This is a genomic window from Cryobacterium ruanii, from assembly GCF_004404055.1.
In the GTDB taxonomy this organism is placed as follows: Bacteria; Actinomycetota; Actinomycetes; order Actinomycetales; family Microbacteriaceae; genus Cryobacterium; species Cryobacterium ruanii.
In genome coordinates this window covers 1-16,087 of record NZ_SOHK01000005.1, presented here as the reverse complement: position 1 = coordinate 16,087, position 16,087 = coordinate 1, and the positions used below count along the sequence as shown (strand labels likewise).

Sequence of the window (16,087 nt, the reverse complement as noted above, 5' to 3'; positions counted from 1 at the left end):
GCCGGTCGCGTGCAAGGGTGGACGAGTGACTTATACCGCTCCGAACGCCTTCACCACCCGTCCGACCCTGCAGGGAACCTTCGGCATGACCGCCTCGACGCACTGGCTCGCAACGGCCTGCGCCCAGGCCGTACTCGAGCGCGGCGGCAACGCCTTCGACGCAGCGGTCGCCGGCGCCTTCGTGCTGCACGTGGTGGAACCGCACCTGAATGGGCCAGGTGGCGACATGACCGGCGTCTTCGTTACGGCGACCGAACCGGATGCCCCGCGCGTCTTGATGGGGCAGGGTCCGGCCCCGCAGGCTGCCACCATCGAGCACTACCGGTCAGAGGGCCTCGACCTGGTGCCCGGGTCGGGCGTGCTCGCCGCGGCCGTACCGGGCGCGGTCGACGCCTGGCTGGTACTGCTGCGCGATCACGGCACTTGGGAGCTTGCCGCGGTGCTCGCCTTCGCCCTGGGGTACGCGCGCGACGGGCATCCGGTTCTGGGCCGGGTCGTCGCCACGATCGGCTCGGTCGCGGCGTTGTTTACCGAGCACTGGCCGACCTCGGCGGCTCAGTGGATGCCGAACGGCCACCTTCCCGAGGCGGGCGACCTCGTGACCAATTCAGCCTGGGCCAGGAGCCTCGACCGACTGCTCGCCGCGAGCGCGGACTCGGCCGTCACCACCCGTGAGGGGCGCATCGACGCGGTCCGAAGGGAATGGCGGGAGGGGTTCGTGGCCCGCGCCATCGTCGACTTCGGGCTCACGGCGCACCGGCATTCCTCCGGCACCGACCATGCCAGCGTTATGACGCTGGCCGATCTCGCCGGTTTCGAAGCGAGCATCGAGGAGGCCACGACCGTCGTCTTTCGCGGCCACGCCATCGCCAAAACCGGCGCCTGGGGCCAGGGACCGGCGCTGCTGCAGACCCTGATGATTTTGGAGGGTTTCAGCGACGAACACCTCGACCCGTCGACCGCGCTCGGCGCGCACACCATTCTCGAGGCCCAGAAGCTGAGTTTTGCCGACCGCGATGCCTACTACGGAGACGCCGACGTTCCACTGGATTACCTATTGTCGGCCGACTACGCGGCCATCCGGCGGGCGCTCATCACCGAGCAGGCCTCACACGAATATCGTCCGGGCGTCGTGCCCGGGCGTGCCCCGTATTACCCGGTGCTGCGCACCGACTACACGACGCAGGCGCTGTCCGCGCAAGGCGCGGCAGCATCCGCTGCTGTCGGTGAACCGACGGTCATGCTGCCCGCTCGCGCCGACGCGGAGCCTGAAACCTTGTCGACCGGTGAGCTGCGCGGCGACACCTGCCACATCGACGTCGTCGACCGGTGGGGCAACATGGTCTCGGCGACGCCGTCGGGCGGCTGGCTGCAGTCATCGCCGACCATTGCCGAGCTTGGGTTCTGCCTCGGTTCGCGCCTGCAGATGACCTGGCTCGAGCCTGGCGCACCCTCCGCCCTGACCGGCGGCAAGCGCCCGCGCACGACCCTCACCCCGACGCTGGTATTGAAGGACGGGCAAGCGGTGACGGCGCTCGGCTCCCCCGGCGGCGACCAGCAGGACCAATGGCAGCTGCTCTACCTGCTGCGAACGATCGTCGGCGGGTACACCCCGCAGCAGGCAATCGATGCGCCGGCCTTTCACAGCACCTCGTTTGCGGGCTCGTTCTGGCCGCGCACCTGGGAACCCGGCGGCGCCGTCGTGGAAGACCGACTGGGCGAGGCGGTCATCGCCGAACTCGAACGGCGCGGCCACCGAATCAACCGGGCCGGCGACTGGGCGCTCGGTCGCATCTCGGCGGTCACCCGCGACCCGCAGTCCGGGCTGCTGCAGGCGGCGGCCAATCCGCGCGGGGCCCAGGGGTACGCCGCGGGTCGCTAACCCCGCAGCAAAATACCACCGTTTCGGCTTTTCTGCTGTCCCCACGAAGGGGGAGGACATCAACCTGTCTATCCCCACTACATTGGAGCTATCGAACCGATTACCCGAGTCGGCGATGGAACGGACAATCGTGAAAATGTTGCAGACAGAGTGCCCAGAATGCCAGCAAATGGTGTGGATCACGTCGGATACCCGCTTCGCGACCTATCACTCCCTGGCCAGCTCCACCGAGGATTGCCCCGGCTCCCGAATGACCGTTCCGGTACCCCCCAAGCAGACTGCCGCGAGCCGGCGGCGTGCGCAGGCCGATCTGCTCGCGTGGGCCCACTCCACGAGCCCGGCCGGTGTCGCTGTTAAACACAAGGCCGCCTGACCCCACCGCACGATGTCATCGATCAACCCGAGCGATCGATGCCAGCTGTCTACTCGTCGAGAGCGGGTAAACGATTGCTTCAGCCCCGCTGAAGTAGCCGTTTACCCGCTTTCGCGTGAAGTCAGGCAGGGGCGGGCACCAGCAGGTCGGCCAGGACCAGGGCGAGAGCGCGAGCCCCGGCCTCGGCGTCGTCGTCCTCCACGTGTTCCTCGGGGGAGTGCGACACCCCGGTGGGATTGCGCACGAACAGCATCGCGGTCGGCACGAACTGGGTGAGGATTCCCGCGTCGTGACCGGCTCCGGTGTCTTGCACCGGGGCATCCGGCAGTAGCAGGCTCAAGTGATCGCGCAGCGCCGGGTCGAAGCTGACCGTGCGGCTGACCGACTCTTCGGTGAGCTGCACCGTGCAGCCCTCGGACGCCGCGATCAGGCGTGCCTGCCCGAGAATCGTCGCTACAACGGATGCCGTCACCGCGTCATCGGGATGCCGCGCGTCGAGCCACAGGTCGACCCGCGAGGCAATCACATTCGTGCCTCCCGGCACGGGTTCGAGCCGGCCGACGGTAGCACGGGCACCCGGCTGGGCGCGGGCCGTGTCGCGGATGGCCACAACGATTCCCGCCGCCGCGATCATCGGGTCGTGCCGGTCGGTCATGAGGGTGGTGCCGGCATGGTTGCCCTGGCCGGTGACACTCAACCGCCAGCGACCATGGCCGAGGACCGACGAGCCGATGCCGACCGGCTGGTGGCGATCGATGAGCTCACGACCCTGCTCGACGTGCAGTTCGATGAAGGTGCCGATGCGGGCGAGCGCCTCCGGGTCGGGTCCGAGAAAGGCCGGGTCGAAGCCGCTTTTCGCAGCCACCTCGGCGAAAGTGTCACCGTTCTGGTCGCGCAGTCCGCGGGCCAGGTTCACGTCGATCGCGCCGGTGAGCACCCGGGTGCCGAGACAGGCCACACCGAACCGCGACCCTTCCTCCTCTGGGAACACCGCGATGGCGAGCGGGCGTTTTGGGCGCAAGCCGCCGGCCTGCAGAATATCCAGGGCGACGAGCGCGGAGGCGACTCCCAGCGGGCCGTCGAAGGCTCCGCCGCCGGGGACCGAGTCGAGGTGACTGCCGGTGACGACGGCATTCGCGGCGTCACCGTTTGGCGTGTGCCACCAGGCCCAAATGACCCCATTGCGGTCGGTCGTGACGTCGAGCCCGCGTTTGGCCGCGTGGGCGCGAAACCAGGCGCGAAGATCGAATTCGGCGATCGAGAACACCGGCCGGGAGTAGCCGCCGCGGTGCGCATCGGCACCGATCCGGCTGATCTCGGCCAGCAGCCCGGCGACGGTGTCGGCGGGTACGGCACAGCGGGGCGTTGTGGCCGGAGCGGGAACCGTCACGGCTTGATCCGAGACTGGGGCGGCTCCGACCCGACGCCGGTTGCGAGGTCGGCGGCGAGGTCCGCGGCGAGCTGGCCGATCACCAGCGCGAACTTGGCGCCGTGCCCGGAGCACGGCGGGACCAGGGTGATGTTGTCAACGCGGTCGATGATGAAGTCCTCCGTCGGCGTGTTCGTGAACAGGCAGGTGAACTCAGCGTACGGCGTGGGGTCGAGACCTGGCAGGTACCGAGCCACATAGTTAATCCTGTCTCTTCGAGGTAACAGGCGATGCGGCAGGAGTTGAACTCCCGGTCGGTGACCGTGCTGTGCCAGGTCAGAAACTCGTCTTCCTTGGCCAAGGCGAGATACGCCCCGACCGGATGCTCGATGCCGAACGCCTCGAGCAGCCCGGTCAGCGCGCAGGGCTTCGACGGCGTGCAGCCGGGTCTGCGGAAGTACGGCGGAGGCCTCACGAGACTCCCGCGGACCGCACGGGTCCCCGCGTCGCGTGCCTGATCGAGCCCGTCGACGTCGGCTTTGTCCCGGTGCACGAGAAAGTCTTCGACCTCGGCACCGACCTTGGCCTGCAAGTTGCAGGTTGCAACGGATTCATAACAAACCGACCGACCGGGAGAGCCTGGTCGCTCAGCGGGGTGGGCTCAGATGGTTTTTGCCAGCCTCTTCTCAGGCCATCCCCCGTACGTTTAATCACGGAGTTCCCCCACTCCAACGATTGGCCCCGGCATATTTCTCACCTCCCCCCAGGCGAGAAGTGCCGGGGCTTTTTCGGCTCTAAGGATCGGGATTCGCGGATCGGGATTCGCGGCGGGAACGGGTCACCCGTTCTTGCCGCTTCTGTTCTGGCCGGGACACTTGCGCGACCGGGCCCACCCTATGAACCGGGGACCAGTTTCCATCATGGACCCGCGTTCCGGGACCTGTTCAAAGGACGGGTAGCGAGAGGGGCGTTGAAGGTCAGGCGGCGGCGAGGGACTCGGCGAGCGCGCGGATGGCGTGCTGGTCAGCCAGGCCGGCTAGGAGCAGGGCGAGCTGATCGGCGGGGGAATCGGGCGCTTCGGGGTGCCACTGCACCCCCGTGATCGGCGCGGTCACGTGTTCGAGGGCTTCGATCAAGCCGTCGGGGGCGTGGGCGGCGGGCACGAGCCCGACACCGAGGCGATCGACGATCTGGTGGTGGGCACTCTGCACCGTGATGTCGACCCGACCCAGGCTCGACGCGAGGGTGCTGTCGGCAGCGAGCGTGACGTCATGGGTGGAGAGGATCTGGTCGATCGGCACGTCGATGTTCTTGTGGATGCCGTCGTCGATGTGCTGCACGAGGGTGCCGCCCAGGGCGACATTGATGATCTGCAGGCCACGACAGATACCCAGCAGCGGGGTGCCGAGCGCGAAGGCTCGCTGCACGAGGGCGATCTGGCCCTCGTCGGCGGTGGCAAAGTGCGCCGTTTCGCCCTCGTAGCCTGAGCTGCCGCCGTAGAAGTGGGGTGTGACGTCTTCGCCGCCGACGATGACGACGGCGTCGGCATCCGCTGTGATGCGCAATAATTCGTCGGCCGTGACGTCGGCAGCGGCGACCCGCGTGACGACCCAGCCGGCCGTTTCGGCGTCGGCGACCACGCGAGAATTGAGCACCTGCACCTTGGCGTGATAGGCGGGACGGTCGGGACGCGCCGTGGTGACCTCGACGACGGCGAGCATGCGGTTCGTGAATTCTTCGTTCATGCCGGGCTCCCGTCGGTATCGATCCTGCTGCGCTGTTTCAATTGTGCGCGGCGCGGGTGTAGCACGCGAACCGCCCTGTAACACTGGGCAATGTCCCCTTGTCGCGGATTTTATGAGGTTCCCAGACTCGGGACTGCCGGTCACCCTAAGCTTTGAGCATGCACGCACTTTCCTGGCGAATTTTCTGGGCCAGGTCGACTCTCATGGAAGGGACATCCGAATGACCAAGCAGTCCATCTTCGGCCGTATTTCCCAGCTCGCGAAAGCGAACATCAACGCAATCCTCGACTCGGCGGAAGATCCCGCGAAAATGCTCGACCAGATGGTGCGGGACTTCTCGAGCAGCATCTCCGACGCCGAGAGCGCGATCGCCGAGACCATCGGCAACCTGCGCCTGCTCGAAGACGACTATCGCGAAGACCAGGAAGCCGCCGTGGAGTGGGGCGACAAGGCCCTCGCCGCGAGCCGCAAGGCAGACGAACTGCGAATGGTCGGCAACGCCGCTGACGCCGACAAGTTCGACAACCTCGCCAAGGTCGCACTCGGCCGGCAGCTCACCTCCGAGAAGGAGGCCAAGACCGCCGAACCGCAGATACAGGCGCAGACCGCTGTGGTCAACCAGCTCAAGAACGGCCTGAACGCCATGAAAGAGAAGCTGGTGCAGCTCACCAACAAGCGCGCCGAGCTCGTCGCGCGCTCGAAGACCGCGCAGGCGCAGGCGCAGGTGATGGACGCCGTCAAGAGCATCGACATGATGGACCCGACCAGCGAGGTCAACCGCTTCGAAGACAAGATCCGTCGCGAGGAAGCCCGGGTGCGCGGCGCGCAGGAGCTCGCCGCGTCAAGCCTCGACGCCCAGTTCGAAAGCCTCGATGACCTCGGCGAACTCACCGAAGTGGATGCCCGCCTCGCGGCCCTGAAAGCCAGCAACACCGCCGCCATCGAGGGGTAGTCGAACTGGATTGACAACTATGAGGGTTGTGAACCCATGACGCCTACCAAATTGATTGGGTGAGGGGACCCAGTATCCGCTTCGCGGGAAATTCGCTGATGGCGAAGCGGATGCCGACCTGCCGGGCCGCTGCGCCATACTGAGGTATGGCTCCCACCTTCGTTGTAGTGCCGCAGTGGCAGGGTTCTATTTCTCCGCGCGCGATGCGCCTCGTCGACGGGGCGGCGGCCATCCAGGGCGATCTGCCCTTCTCGGCCACCCGCCTGGTCGACGTGCCGGTCGAGGCCGGTGACGCGCTCGATACCGGGGTGCACCGCTTCTCGGCGATTCAGGTGGTGCGCGAGCGCCACGCGAGGGTATTAAAAGACACCACCGACTGGGCGCTCTCGATCGGCGGCGACTGCGGCATTGCCCTCGCTGCGGTCGAACACGCGGCACGCACGCATCCCGGCGATTTGGCCGTCGTCTGGTTCGACGCCCACCCCGACCTGCACACCCCTGAATCCTCCCCGTCGGGCGGATTCTGCGGCATGGTGCTCCGCGCGATCAGCGGCGAGGGGCCCGCTGAATTCGAGCTGGCCGCCGCAAGCAGCGTGCCACTGCAGAACGTCGTTCTCGCCGGCATTCGCGACGTCGACGATGCCGAGGACGTGCTGTTGCACGACCGCAAACTGATGAGGGTGTCGTGTTCCGAGCTGGCCGACCCGACCTCCCTCGTCGCGGCCATTGCTGCGACCGGTGCGCGTCATGTGTTCGTGCACATCGACCTCGACGTGCTCGACCCCGCGGCGCTGGAGGGCCTCAGCGACCTGATACCGTTCGGACTGAGCGTGGCCGATCTCGGCGGCGCGATCACCGCGCTGCGCGCCGAATTCACCGTGGCCGGCGCGACCATCACCGGGTTCGCACCCGCTTCGCCCGAGGCAGCGACCGACGACCTGCCGAGCATCCTGCGCATCATCGGGGCGCTCACCCGCTAACGGGGCGCCCGGGGTACACCGCGGCGCTCATTCGGCCTGACGGCTGGATGCGCCACGAACCCAGCCGCGGTCGCAGCCATCCCGTCGCAGCCGATGATTAGTTCTGAGCCAGCCCCGCGGCATCCGCTTACCGTTCCACACACCGTCACCACAGCCAATGGAGGCCCCATGACCGACCAGCCCCGCATTCTCACCGAGCGCCGCGGACACATTCTGCTGATCGGGTTCAACCGGCCCGAGAAACGCAATGCCGCCGATTTCTCGCTGCTGCAGCAGCTCGCGCTCGCTTACGGTGAGCTCGACCGGGATCCCGAGCTGCGCGTCGGCCTGGTGTACGCGGTCGGGGACCACTTCACCGCCGGACTCGACCTCGCCGACATCGGTCCGCGGCTCGGCCCGAACGGGCTCGAGATGGTGCCGGAGGGCGGCATCAACCCGTGGCAAGTGGATGGGGTATCCCTGAGCAAACCGGTCGTCATCGCCGTGCAGGGCACCTGCCTCACCCTCGGCATCGAACTGATGCTTGCGAGCGATATCGTCGTCGCCGCCGAATCGACCCGGTTCGGGCAGATCGAGGTTTCCCGCGGCATTCTGCCGTTCGGCGGGGCGACGATCCGGTTTCCGCGTGCGGCCGGCTGGGGCAACGCCATGCGCTGGCTCCTGACCGGCGACCTGTTCGATGCCATCGAAGCGCACCGCCTGGGCCTCGTGCAGGAGATCGTGCCTGACGGCGCCCAATTCGACCGCGCGCTTGAGCTCGCCGAGAGGATCGCGGCCCAGGCCCCCCTCGCCATCGTGGCCACACTCGCCAACGCGCGGCTGGCGCAGCGCGATGGGGCAGCATTCGCTGAAAAGGAGCTGCAGCCGGCCCTCGCCCGCCTGGTGCAAACCGAGGACTGCCGCATCGGCATGCAGTCCTTCCTCACTCGAACCCCCGCCGTCTTCGTGGGCCGCTGACTTCTTCGTCGAACGGGTCCGCGCCCTTCGACCCGACCCACAATCGGTGTTTCGGCGTGCTCATCCCGCCAAAATCCTGGCAAATCGACCGAGTAGGGGTTGTGCCGTGCTGCGAGAGCGGGGTGCAGGGGAACGGTGAATACTGCACGCCGAACTCGAAACCGTCAATTCGTATGCGCTGGATCTTCGGCGCCCCTCCAAATCGATCCGCCCCGGTGCCCAACGACTGCGGGATGCCGGAGTGGTCATGAGTTCGGGGAAATCTGAGGGTCAGGCCACCGGGATTCACCCGGACGTCGAATCGTGGTGCTTCCCGAAACCGTCCCGTCGAGTTCGATCTGTTCCGCGCGTTCCAGCCGAATAGTCAGTTCTTCGGCCCGAACATGACGCAGCGCATTGACCTCCCTGGTCATCTGGGCGCGACCGGCCCGCGTGGTCTTGATCGTCAGCGGGTTGCGAGTTTTCGCGTGTTTCGGGGTTCTGCGCACGCCTTTTGCGCCGAACCCCGAAACACCCGAATGTCTAAGGGAGGAGTGGACGACCCGTTCCCGGTGCGACCCACTGCAATCCGCTCTGCCACACAGCAGCGACCCCGGCTAAGATGCTCCAAACGCGCCACCACAGCGAGGCAAGGAGATTCAATGTCGAGTCAGAACTACGACGTCATCGTGATCGGCGGCGGCGCTGTCGGGGAGAACGTCGCCGACCGCACCGCGCAGGGCGGACTGCGCACCGTCGTCGTCGAAAGTGACCTCGTCGGCGGCGAATGTTCGTACTGGGCCTGCATGCCGTCGAAGGCCCTGCTGCGCAGCGGCGGAGCCCTCGCCGCGGCGCGGCGGGTACCGGGCGCCGCCGAGGCCGTCACCGGAACCGTCGACGTGCGCGCCGCGCTCAAACAGCGCGACTCCATCGTCAGCCACTGGAAAGACGATGGTCAGGCTAAATGGCTCGACTCGGCCGGAATTGGCCTGGTGCGCGGCCATGCCCGCCTCACCGGCACCAGAGAGGTCACCGTGACCGCCGCCGACGGCACCGTGACCGTGCTCACCGCCGCCCATGCCGTCGTCGTCAGCACCGGGTCGGCGGCGCTGCTCCCCGACGTCGACGGCCTGAAAGAGGTCGACCCCTGGACCAGCCGTGACGCCACGAGTGCCCAGCAGATCCCGCAGCGCCTCGCGGTGATCGGCGGCGGAGTCGTCGCCGCCGAAATGGCCACCGCCTACGCCTCGCTCGGGTCTGCGGTAACCGTCATCGCCCGCAGCCCCCTGCTCGGCGGGCAGGAACCCTTCGCCGGAGAACTCGTGACCGCAGCTCTCGAGGAAAACGGGGTGACCGTGCTCGTCGGCCCGTCCACCACGAAAGCGCGCCGCGATAACGGCACGGTCACCCTCACCCTCGATGACGGCAGCACCGTCGCGGCCGACCAGGTGCTCGTGGCCATCGGTCGCACCCCGCGCACGCATGACCTCGGGCTCGACGTGGTCGGTCTCGACGGTGGTGACTGGCTCGCCGTCGACGACACCCTCCTCGTGCAGGGCGACTCCCCCGCACTGGCCGGCGATTGGCTCTACGCCACCGGAGACGTCAATCACCGGGCTCTCCTCACCCACCAGGGCAAGTACCAGGCACGGGCAGCAGGCGACGCGATCGTGACCCGCGCGGCCGGCGTGCAGGTCGATGACGCCCCGTGGGGCGCCCACGTCGCGACCGCCGACCACGCTGCTGTTCCGCAGGTGGCCTTCACCGACCCGGAGGTCGCCTCGGTGGGGCTGAACGCAGCGCACGCGGTGAAGGCGGGGTTTCGCATCCGCATTCTCGATTACGACCTCGCCAACCTGGGCGGTGCGTCGGTGCTCGCCGTCGGCTACGTGGGCAAGGCGCGGGCGATCGTCGACCTCGACCGGGAGGTGCTGCTCGGCGTCACCTTCGTCGGGCAGGACGTGGCCGAACTGCTGCACTCGGCCACCGTCGCCATCGTGGGCGAGGTGCCGATCCACCGGCTCTGGCACGCGGTGCCGAGCTACCCGACGCTCAGCGAAGTGTGGCTGCGACTGCTCGAAGCATACGGGCGCCCCGGGTTCACCGACAGCGACACGGATGAGGAAAAATAGCGGATGCGTCGCATCCTTTTTGATTCACCGATCAGCCGGGCCGGCTATCTCTATGCGACAGCGTTCGGGCTGGTCTGGGGGTCGGTCTGGAGCACCGGACGCGTCGAGAAGAGAGCCGGTCTGTATGTCTTTCGCGGCATGCCCTCGTTCACGTTCGGGCGCGGCGGCTCCTGCGTGGGCGGCTGCTACCTCACCAGCCAGAACGTCGGCGCCAACGTGCTCGAGCACGAGGCCGTGCACAAACGCCAGTGGCAGCGCTACGGCATGATCTTTCCGCTCCTCTACGCGCTCGCCGGGCGCAACCCGCTCAAAAACCGCTATGAGATCGAGGCCGGCTTGAAAAAAGGCGGCTATATTCGCTAGCCCCAGCGGATGCGTGCAGAACAGCGGTAGATATGGTGCCAGCGCACCGGTCGGTTGAAAATACACATCCGTGGTCGAGCTGCTCCGCAGTTCGGCATGGCCCCCCTGTATGCACGACCGCCCGGCCTGATAACAGGCCGGGCGGTGGTACTTTAGCGGGACGTGCTACTGCGCGGCGACGTACTCCGCGTCGAGCGCTGCAGCCTCGGCGAAGACGGCGAGGTTCGCGCGCAGCTTGGCGCCGAGGTCGGCGTCCACGCTGGTCCAGTAGCCGATGGCACGCTCGGTGACCTCGGGCCGGGTCACTCCGCTGATGGCACCGGTGATGGTGTCCAGGAAACGCGCCTTCTGCGCGTCGTCATAGACCTCGCGGTACAGCGTTCCGGCCTGGCCGAAGTCGTCGTCTTCACTGCGCAGGGTCGCGGCGGCACGCAGCAGCGAACCGTCGTTCTCCCACGAGCCCTCGCCCGCGGCTGCGGGGTCGGCAACGGGGCCGCCGAGGGAGTTCGGCGCGTAGTTCGGTTCGCTCGGCGCGTTGTAGTGGTGACGCTGCGCGCCATCCTGCGAGTAGTTGTTCACCGGGCTCAGCGGCGCGTTGACCGGCAGCTGGGCGAAGTTGGTACCCACGCGGTAGCGCTGTGCGTCGGGGTAGGAGAAGATGCGCGCCATAAGCATCTTGTCGGGGCTCGCCGCAATGCCGGGCACCAAGTTGGCCGGCGAGAACGCCGACTGCTCGATCTCGGCGAAGAAGTTCTCGGGGTTGCGGTTGAGGGTGTGCGTGCCGACCGGGATGAGCGGGAAGTCGGCGTGCGGCCAGACCTTGGTCACGTCGAACGGGTTGAACCGGTAGGTGTTGCCCTGCTCGTAGGGCATGACCTGCACGGAGACGTTCCAGGACGGAAAGTTGCCGGCGGCAATGGCGTCGGAGAGGTCGCGACGGTAGTAGTCGGCGTCAGCTCCGGCGATGAGCTCGGCCTCAGCCCCTTCCATCTCGACGTTTCCCTGATTGGATTCGAAGTGATACTTCACCCAGAAACGCTCGCCAGCAGCGTTGATCCACTGGTAGGTGTGCGAGCCGAAACCGGGCATTTCACGCCAAGAGCGCGGCAGGCCGCGGTCGCCCATGAGGTAGGTGACCTGGTGGGCCGACTCCGGGGAGAGGGTCCAGAAGTCCCACTGCATGGTCGCGTCACGCAGGCCGGTGCCCGGCAGACGCTTCTGCGAGTGGATGAAGTCGGGAAACTTAATGCCATCACGGATGAAGAACACCGGGGTGTTGTTGCCGACGATGTCGTAGTTGCCCTCGGTCGTGTAGAACTTCACTGAGAAGCCGCGCACGTCACGCCAGGTGTCGGGGCTGCCCTGCTCGCCGGCGACGCTGGAGAAACGCTGCAGGGTGGGGGTAACGGTGCCCGGCTGGAACACGGCCGCGCGGGTGTACTTTGAGACATCGCCGGTGACGACGAACTCGCCGTGCGCTCCGCCGCCCTTGGCGTGCACGATGCGCTCCGGAATGCGCTCGCGGTTGAACTGGGCGAGCTTCTCGACCAGGTAGCGGTCGTGCAATGCGGTGACGCCGTCGGCGCCGGCGGTGAGGGAGTGCGCGTCGCTGGCGACGGGCGTTCCCGTCTGGTCGGTAGTGGGCTTGATAGTCATGGTGCTCCTTGAGGGTGGATCAGCAACGCGAGGTTGACGGAGAAAGTTTAGGGTGTGGCGGTGTCGAGCTGGCTGGCGGTGTCGAGCTGGCTGGCGGTGTCGAGCTGGCACTGTGCGCAGAGACCCCAGTAGATAACCTCGGCGGCGCGCACGTCGAAACCGAGCGCATCCGATGGGGTGAGGCAAGGGGCGTGGCCGACGGCGCAGTCCACATCGTGCACGACGTTGCAGCGGGTACACACGATGTGATGGTGGTTGTCGCCGACCCGGCGTTCGAACAGCGCGGGCGAGCCGGCCGGTTCGATCCTGCGCACGAGCCCGGCCGTCGTGAATGAGCCGAGCACACCGTAGACGGCCTGCAGCGACGTGCCTGGCAGGCCTGCGCGCACCGCGCCGAACAGGGCGTCGGCGTTGGAGTGCGGCATATCGGTGAGGGCTCGCAGAACGGCTAGACGGGGCGCGGTCACCTTGAGACCGGCCGAGCGAATGCTGCCTTCGAATGACTCGGCCTCGGCTTGGCGGAGGCCCGCGTGGTCGTTGCTCGAATCGGTCATCGTCATGCTTCGACCCTAGCATTTGTTTTGAGTAATTCAAGACAATTCTCGCCGGTTTAGCTGGTTAGGATAGCGAATATTAAGGATCTGGAGGAACTGTGCTCGCGATCATCCGCCTCATCACCGGCAAACGCACCGCGTGGGCGGTACTACTCGGCACCGTCATCGCCGTCGGCCTGTTGTTCGCCCTGCTGCCAGCCAATGAATCCGAGGATTTTCCGGCCGCCGGGCTGCCCGAGACCAGCCAGGCCGCCCAGGTCACCGAACTGCTATCAAAGTTTCCCTCCGCCGACCAGACCGCCGCGATCGTGGTCTGGAGCCGGGACGGGGACGACCTGACCATGGCTGACCGCACTGCGATCACCGCCGCGGCCGAGAACCTCGGCGCCGCGTCGATCGCCCCTCGAGCTGCAACACCCCAGTTCAGCGACGACGGGCGGGCGGCACTGAGTGTGATGCCGCTGGAAGCCCTCGGGGCGACGACTGATATCGAGAAAACGGCCACCGACATCCGTTCGACGGCGTCGGCCGGGCTGCCGGGCGGGCTGACCGCCTACGTCACCGGGCCGGTAGGTTTTCAGGCCGACATCACCAACGCCTTTGCCGGGGCCGACTTTCGACTGCTGCTCGTGACCGTGGTCGTGGTCGCGGTGCTGCTCATCGTGACCTACCGCAGTCCCGTGCTCTGGATCGTGCCGCTCGCCGTGGTCGGGCTCGCCGACGGCCTCGCCGGCAAGGTGGCCGGCGCGCTGGCCGAACCGCTCGGTTTCGTCCTCGACGCGTCCATTTCGGGCATACTGTCAGTGCTCGTGTTCGGTGCCGGCACCAACTATGCGCTGCTGCTTGTGGCCCGTTACCGTGAAGAGCTGCTGCACACCGAGAATCGCAATGTCGCGATGCGTACCGCCGTGACGAGCGCCGGTCCCGCCATCGCGGCGAGCGGCGGCACGGTCGCGCTGAGTCTCGCCACCCTGGTCTTCGCCGAACTGGCCGGCAACCGGGCGCTCGGCATCGCCTGCGCCATCGGCGTGCTCATCGCCATCGGGTTCGCCCTGCTCGTGCTGCCAGCCGCTCTCGTGGTGTGCGGGCGCGGCCTGTTCTGGCCGTTCATTCCGCGGGCAGCGGCCGAGTCAGCGCCGGTGCGCACCGGCTTCTGGACCCGGCTCGGTCGCGGCGTGTCGCGGCACCCGGCAATCGTCACGATCGTGTCCGTTCTGGCGATCGGCTCGCTCGCCTTCGGGCTGAACGGCGCCGCGGTCGGGCTGTCCCAGGCCGACCAGCTGCTCGGCAAACCGGAGTCGGTCGTGGCGCAGGGGATCGTGGATGCGTCGTTCTCGGCGGGGCTGACCAGCCAGACGGTCGTGCTGGCGCCGGATGCGGCATCCGCTGACGCCGTGGCCGTCGCCCTCCAGACCACCGGGGTGTCCTCGGCGGTTGCTGGGGAGAACGCCGGCGGGCTCACCCGCATCGACGTCACGCTCGACAGCGAACCGGGCAGCGACGACACCTTTGCGACGATCGCCGAATTGCGCACCGATTTAGCGGATACCTCTGGCGCGGTTTCACAGTCGATCGTCGGTGGCATTGATGCCACGGCCCTCGACACCAAGTCCAGCGCCGAGCGCGACCAGGCCCTCATTCTGCCGCTCATTTTGGGCGTCGTCTTTCTGATTCTCGCGCTGCTGCTGCGCTCGCTCGTTGCGCCGGTGCTGCTCATTGCCACCGTGCTCGGCACCTTTTTCGCCAGCCTTGGCGCCTCGAACCTGATCTTTCAGAACCTGCTCGGCTTCAAGGCCTTCGACACCAACGTCGTGCTGTTCGCTTTTCTATTCCTCGTGGCCCTCGGCGTGGACTACAACATCTTCCTGACCACCCGGGCCCGCGAAGAGGCGCGGCGCTACGGTACCCGGGAAGGCATGGTGCGGGCCCTGTCGTCAACCGGTGCGGTGATCACGAGCGCCGGAATCCTGATCGCGGCCGTATTCGCCGTGCTCGGGGTGCTGCCCGTCGTGGCACTCACCCAGATCGGCGTGATCGTCTGCATCGGGGTGCTGCTCGACACCCTCGTCGTTCGCACCGTGCTCGTGCCAGCCCTGGTTTTTCTGGTCGACGACCGGTTCTGGTGGCCGTCAAAGCCGGTCACTACCCGAGAGTTTCCGATCGTGTCGGAGACCGTGCCAACAACGGCCGAACGGGTCTAGGCCGGCTCGGGCGGCACCCGATCCTGCCAGCGGATGCTCCGCTCCAGTTGCGCACCGAGCGCGAGCAGGGTGGCCTCACCGCCCGGCCGGCCGATGAGCTGCACGCCCATCGGCAGGCCGTTCTCTGTCTGGTGCACCGGCAGCACGATGGCCGGCAGCCCGCTCACGTTGATCATCGACGTGAATGGCGTGTACTGCACCTGCTGCGCGAAGTTCGCTTCGGCGTCGTGCGCGTCGTACCAGCCGACCGGGCGCGGGGTGAGAGCCATGGCAGGGGTCAGCACGGCATCGAATTTCGAGAGCTGACGAATGAACGACCGCTCGAACGCGGTCAACGCGGCGAGCGCCTCGGCCAGGTCCCTGGCACTGAGCGCTCGGCCGCGGGCGAGCAGCCACTGGGTCAGCGGCTCGAGCAAAGCGATCTCGTCGTCGGTGTCGGCTGGGATGGTCGCAGCTCCGGCCTGCCAAATCGCGCGGAAGGCCGGCACGTAGCTCGCATCGGGCAGGAGAGCAGTCTCTTCGAGCCCGTGGTGCAGGGCGGCGAATCCGGCGACGGCCAGGTCGAGGGCGGCCTGAGCTTCGGGGGCGATCGCGATGTCGTAGTCGTCGTCCCAGGCCGAGGTCGTCATCACTCCGAGCTGGAACCGGCCCTCGCCGCGCACCGCCGCCGCGAGTAGCGGTGTCTCATCGCCGGGGGCGCGCAGGGCGTAGTGGTGGTCGGGGTGACCGTCTCGCGGCGCGATCATTGCGTCGAGCAGGAGGGCGGCATCCGCTACCGTGCGGGCGAGCGGCCCGCCGACGGCGAGGCCGCCGAGCTTGTCGATGCCGGAGGCGGCCGGCACGCGCCCGCGGCTGGGCTTGAGCCCGACGAGCCCGCAGGCGGCCGCGGGAATGCGGATGGACCCCCCGCCGTCAGAGCCCGGCGCGAACGGCAGGAGCCGGGC

General features: G+C 67.4%; 14 protein-coding genes. 8 read left to right on the top strand and 6 right to left on the bottom strand.

Annotation, left to right across the window (positions count from 1 at the left end):
* Nucleotides 1-25 precede the first annotated feature (25 nt).
* Both E3T47_RS01590 and E3T47_RS01585 read left to right on the top strand, forming a co-directional pair.
* Nucleotides 26-1,882: a gamma-glutamyltransferase family protein gene (locus E3T47_RS01590; RefSeq protein ID WP_134553912.1), complete on the top strand. Its 1,857-nt coding sequence runs from the start codon at nucleotides 26-28 to the stop codon at nucleotides 1,880-1,882.
* 169 nt (nucleotides 1,883-2,051) lie between these two features.
* A complete protein-coding gene (locus E3T47_RS01585) occupies nucleotides 2,052-2,255 on the top strand; it encodes a hypothetical protein (RefSeq protein ID WP_134553911.1) in 204 nt (67 codons plus the stop codon).
* A gap of 121 nt (nucleotides 2,256-2,376) precedes the next feature.
* Here E3T47_RS01585 and E3T47_RS01580 read toward each other — a convergent pair whose 3' ends face one another.
* The 3 genes from E3T47_RS01580 to E3T47_RS01570 form a co-directional block, all read right to left on the bottom strand.
* Nucleotides 2,377-3,645 (bottom strand): allantoate amidohydrolase, encoded by a 1,269-nt coding sequence (locus E3T47_RS01580; RefSeq protein ID WP_134553910.1) that lies wholly within the window; start codon nucleotides 3,643-3,645, stop codon nucleotides 2,377-2,379.
* Nucleotides 3,642-3,881, bottom strand: coding sequence for a hypothetical protein (locus E3T47_RS01575; protein ID WP_241981846.1), 240 nt, complete (start codon nucleotides 3,879-3,881; stop codon nucleotides 3,642-3,644). The genes E3T47_RS01580 and E3T47_RS01575 overlap by 4 nt, the downstream gene beginning before the upstream one ends.
* Before the next feature lie 720 nt (nucleotides 3,882-4,601).
* Complete coding sequence (locus E3T47_RS01570; protein ID WP_134553909.1) at nucleotides 4,602-5,369, bottom strand: gamma-glutamyl-gamma-aminobutyrate hydrolase family protein; 768 nt, start codon at nucleotides 5,367-5,369, stop codon at nucleotides 4,602-4,604.
* A 220-nt stretch (nucleotides 5,370-5,589) separates the two neighbouring features.
* Here E3T47_RS01570 and E3T47_RS01565 point away from each other — a divergent pair, with 220 nt between their 5' ends.
* The 5 genes from E3T47_RS01565 (at nucleotide 5,590) to E3T47_RS01545 (ending at nucleotide 10,732) form a co-directional block, all read left to right on the top strand.
* Nucleotides 5,590-6,321, top strand: a complete 732-nt coding sequence (locus tag E3T47_RS01565; RefSeq protein ID WP_134553908.1) for a PspA/IM30 family protein — start codon at nucleotides 5,590-5,592, stop codon at nucleotides 6,319-6,321.
* A 146-nt stretch (nucleotides 6,322-6,467) separates the two neighbouring features.
* A complete protein-coding gene (locus tag E3T47_RS01560; protein WP_134553907.1) occupies nucleotides 6,468-7,301 on the top strand; it encodes an arginase family protein in 834 nt (277 codons plus the stop codon).
* A gap of 168 nt (nucleotides 7,302-7,469) precedes the next feature.
* Nucleotides 7,470-8,258 carry a crotonase/enoyl-CoA hydratase family protein gene (locus tag E3T47_RS01555; protein ID WP_134553906.1) on the top strand — a complete coding sequence of 263 codons (789 nt, stop codon included), beginning with the start codon at nucleotides 7,470-7,472 and terminating at the stop codon, nucleotides 8,256-8,258.
* A gap of 641 nt (nucleotides 8,259-8,899) precedes the next feature.
* On the top strand, nucleotides 8,900-10,369 hold the full coding sequence (locus E3T47_RS01550; RefSeq protein WP_134553905.1) for a dihydrolipoyl dehydrogenase family protein: 1,470 nt from the start codon (nucleotides 8,900-8,902) through the stop codon (nucleotides 10,367-10,369).
* 3 nt (nucleotides 10,370-10,372) lie between these two features.
* Entirely contained in the window at nucleotides 10,373-10,732 is a 360-nt protein-coding gene (locus tag E3T47_RS01545; RefSeq protein ID WP_134553904.1) for a Fe-S oxidoreductase, read from the top strand.
* A gap of 165 nt (nucleotides 10,733-10,897) precedes the next feature.
* Here E3T47_RS01545 and E3T47_RS01540 read toward each other — a convergent pair whose 3' ends face one another.
* Together E3T47_RS01540 and E3T47_RS01535 are read right to left on the bottom strand one after the other, a co-directional pair.
* Entirely contained in the window at nucleotides 10,898-12,388 is a 1,491-nt protein-coding gene (locus E3T47_RS01540) for a catalase (RefSeq protein WP_134553903.1), read from the bottom strand.
* Between the two features lie 47 nt (nucleotides 12,389-12,435).
* Complete coding sequence (locus E3T47_RS01535) at nucleotides 12,436-12,942, bottom strand: Fur family transcriptional regulator (RefSeq protein ID WP_241981876.1); 507 nt, start codon at nucleotides 12,940-12,942, stop codon at nucleotides 12,436-12,438.
* Nucleotides 12,943-13,040: 98 nt separating this feature from the next.
* Between E3T47_RS01535 and E3T47_RS01530 the strand changes: the two genes are divergently transcribed.
* Nucleotides 13,041-15,143 (top strand): MMPL family transporter, encoded by a 2,103-nt coding sequence (locus E3T47_RS01530; RefSeq protein ID WP_134553901.1) that lies wholly within the window; start codon nucleotides 13,041-13,043, stop codon nucleotides 15,141-15,143.
* Here E3T47_RS01530 and E3T47_RS01525 read toward each other — a convergent pair.
* A partial coding sequence (locus E3T47_RS01525; protein WP_134553900.1) for an amidase occupies nucleotides 15,140-16,087 on the bottom strand: 948 nt, incomplete at its 5' end. The two genes, E3T47_RS01530 and E3T47_RS01525, sit on opposite strands and share 4 nt — an antisense overlap.

Bases quoted from the DNA above. Each gene is read 5' to 3' on its own strand.
- E3T47_RS01585 (WP_134553911.1), top strand. From the start codon at position 2,052: ATGGTGTGGATCACGTCGGATACCCGCTTCGCGACCTATCACTCCCTG.
- E3T47_RS01570 (WP_134553909.1), bottom strand. From the start codon at position 5,369: ATGAACGAAGAATTCACGAACCGCATGCTCGCCGTCGTCGAGGTCACC.
- E3T47_RS01565 (WP_134553908.1), top strand. From the start codon at position 5,590: ATGACCAAGCAGTCCATCTTCGGCCGTATTTCCCAGCTCGCGAAAGCG.
- E3T47_RS01560 (WP_134553907.1), top strand. From the start codon at position 6,468: ATGGCTCCCACCTTCGTTGTAGTGCCGCAGTGGCAGGGTTCTATTTCT.
- E3T47_RS01555 (WP_134553906.1), top strand. From the start codon at position 7,470: ATGACCGACCAGCCCCGCATTCTCACCGAGCGCCGCGGACACATTCTG.
- E3T47_RS01550 (WP_134553905.1), top strand. From the start codon at position 8,900: ATGTCGAGTCAGAACTACGACGTCATCGTGATCGGCGGCGGCGCTGTC.
- E3T47_RS01545 (WP_134553904.1), top strand. From the start codon at position 10,373: ATGCGTCGCATCCTTTTTGATTCACCGATCAGCCGGGCCGGCTATCTC.
- E3T47_RS01540 (WP_134553903.1), bottom strand. From the start codon at position 12,388: ATGACTATCAAGCCCACTACCGACCAGACGGGAACGCCCGTCGCCAGC.
- E3T47_RS01535 (WP_241981876.1), bottom strand. From the start codon at position 12,942: ATGACCGATTCGAGCAACGACCACGCGGGCCTCCGCCAAGCCGAGGCC.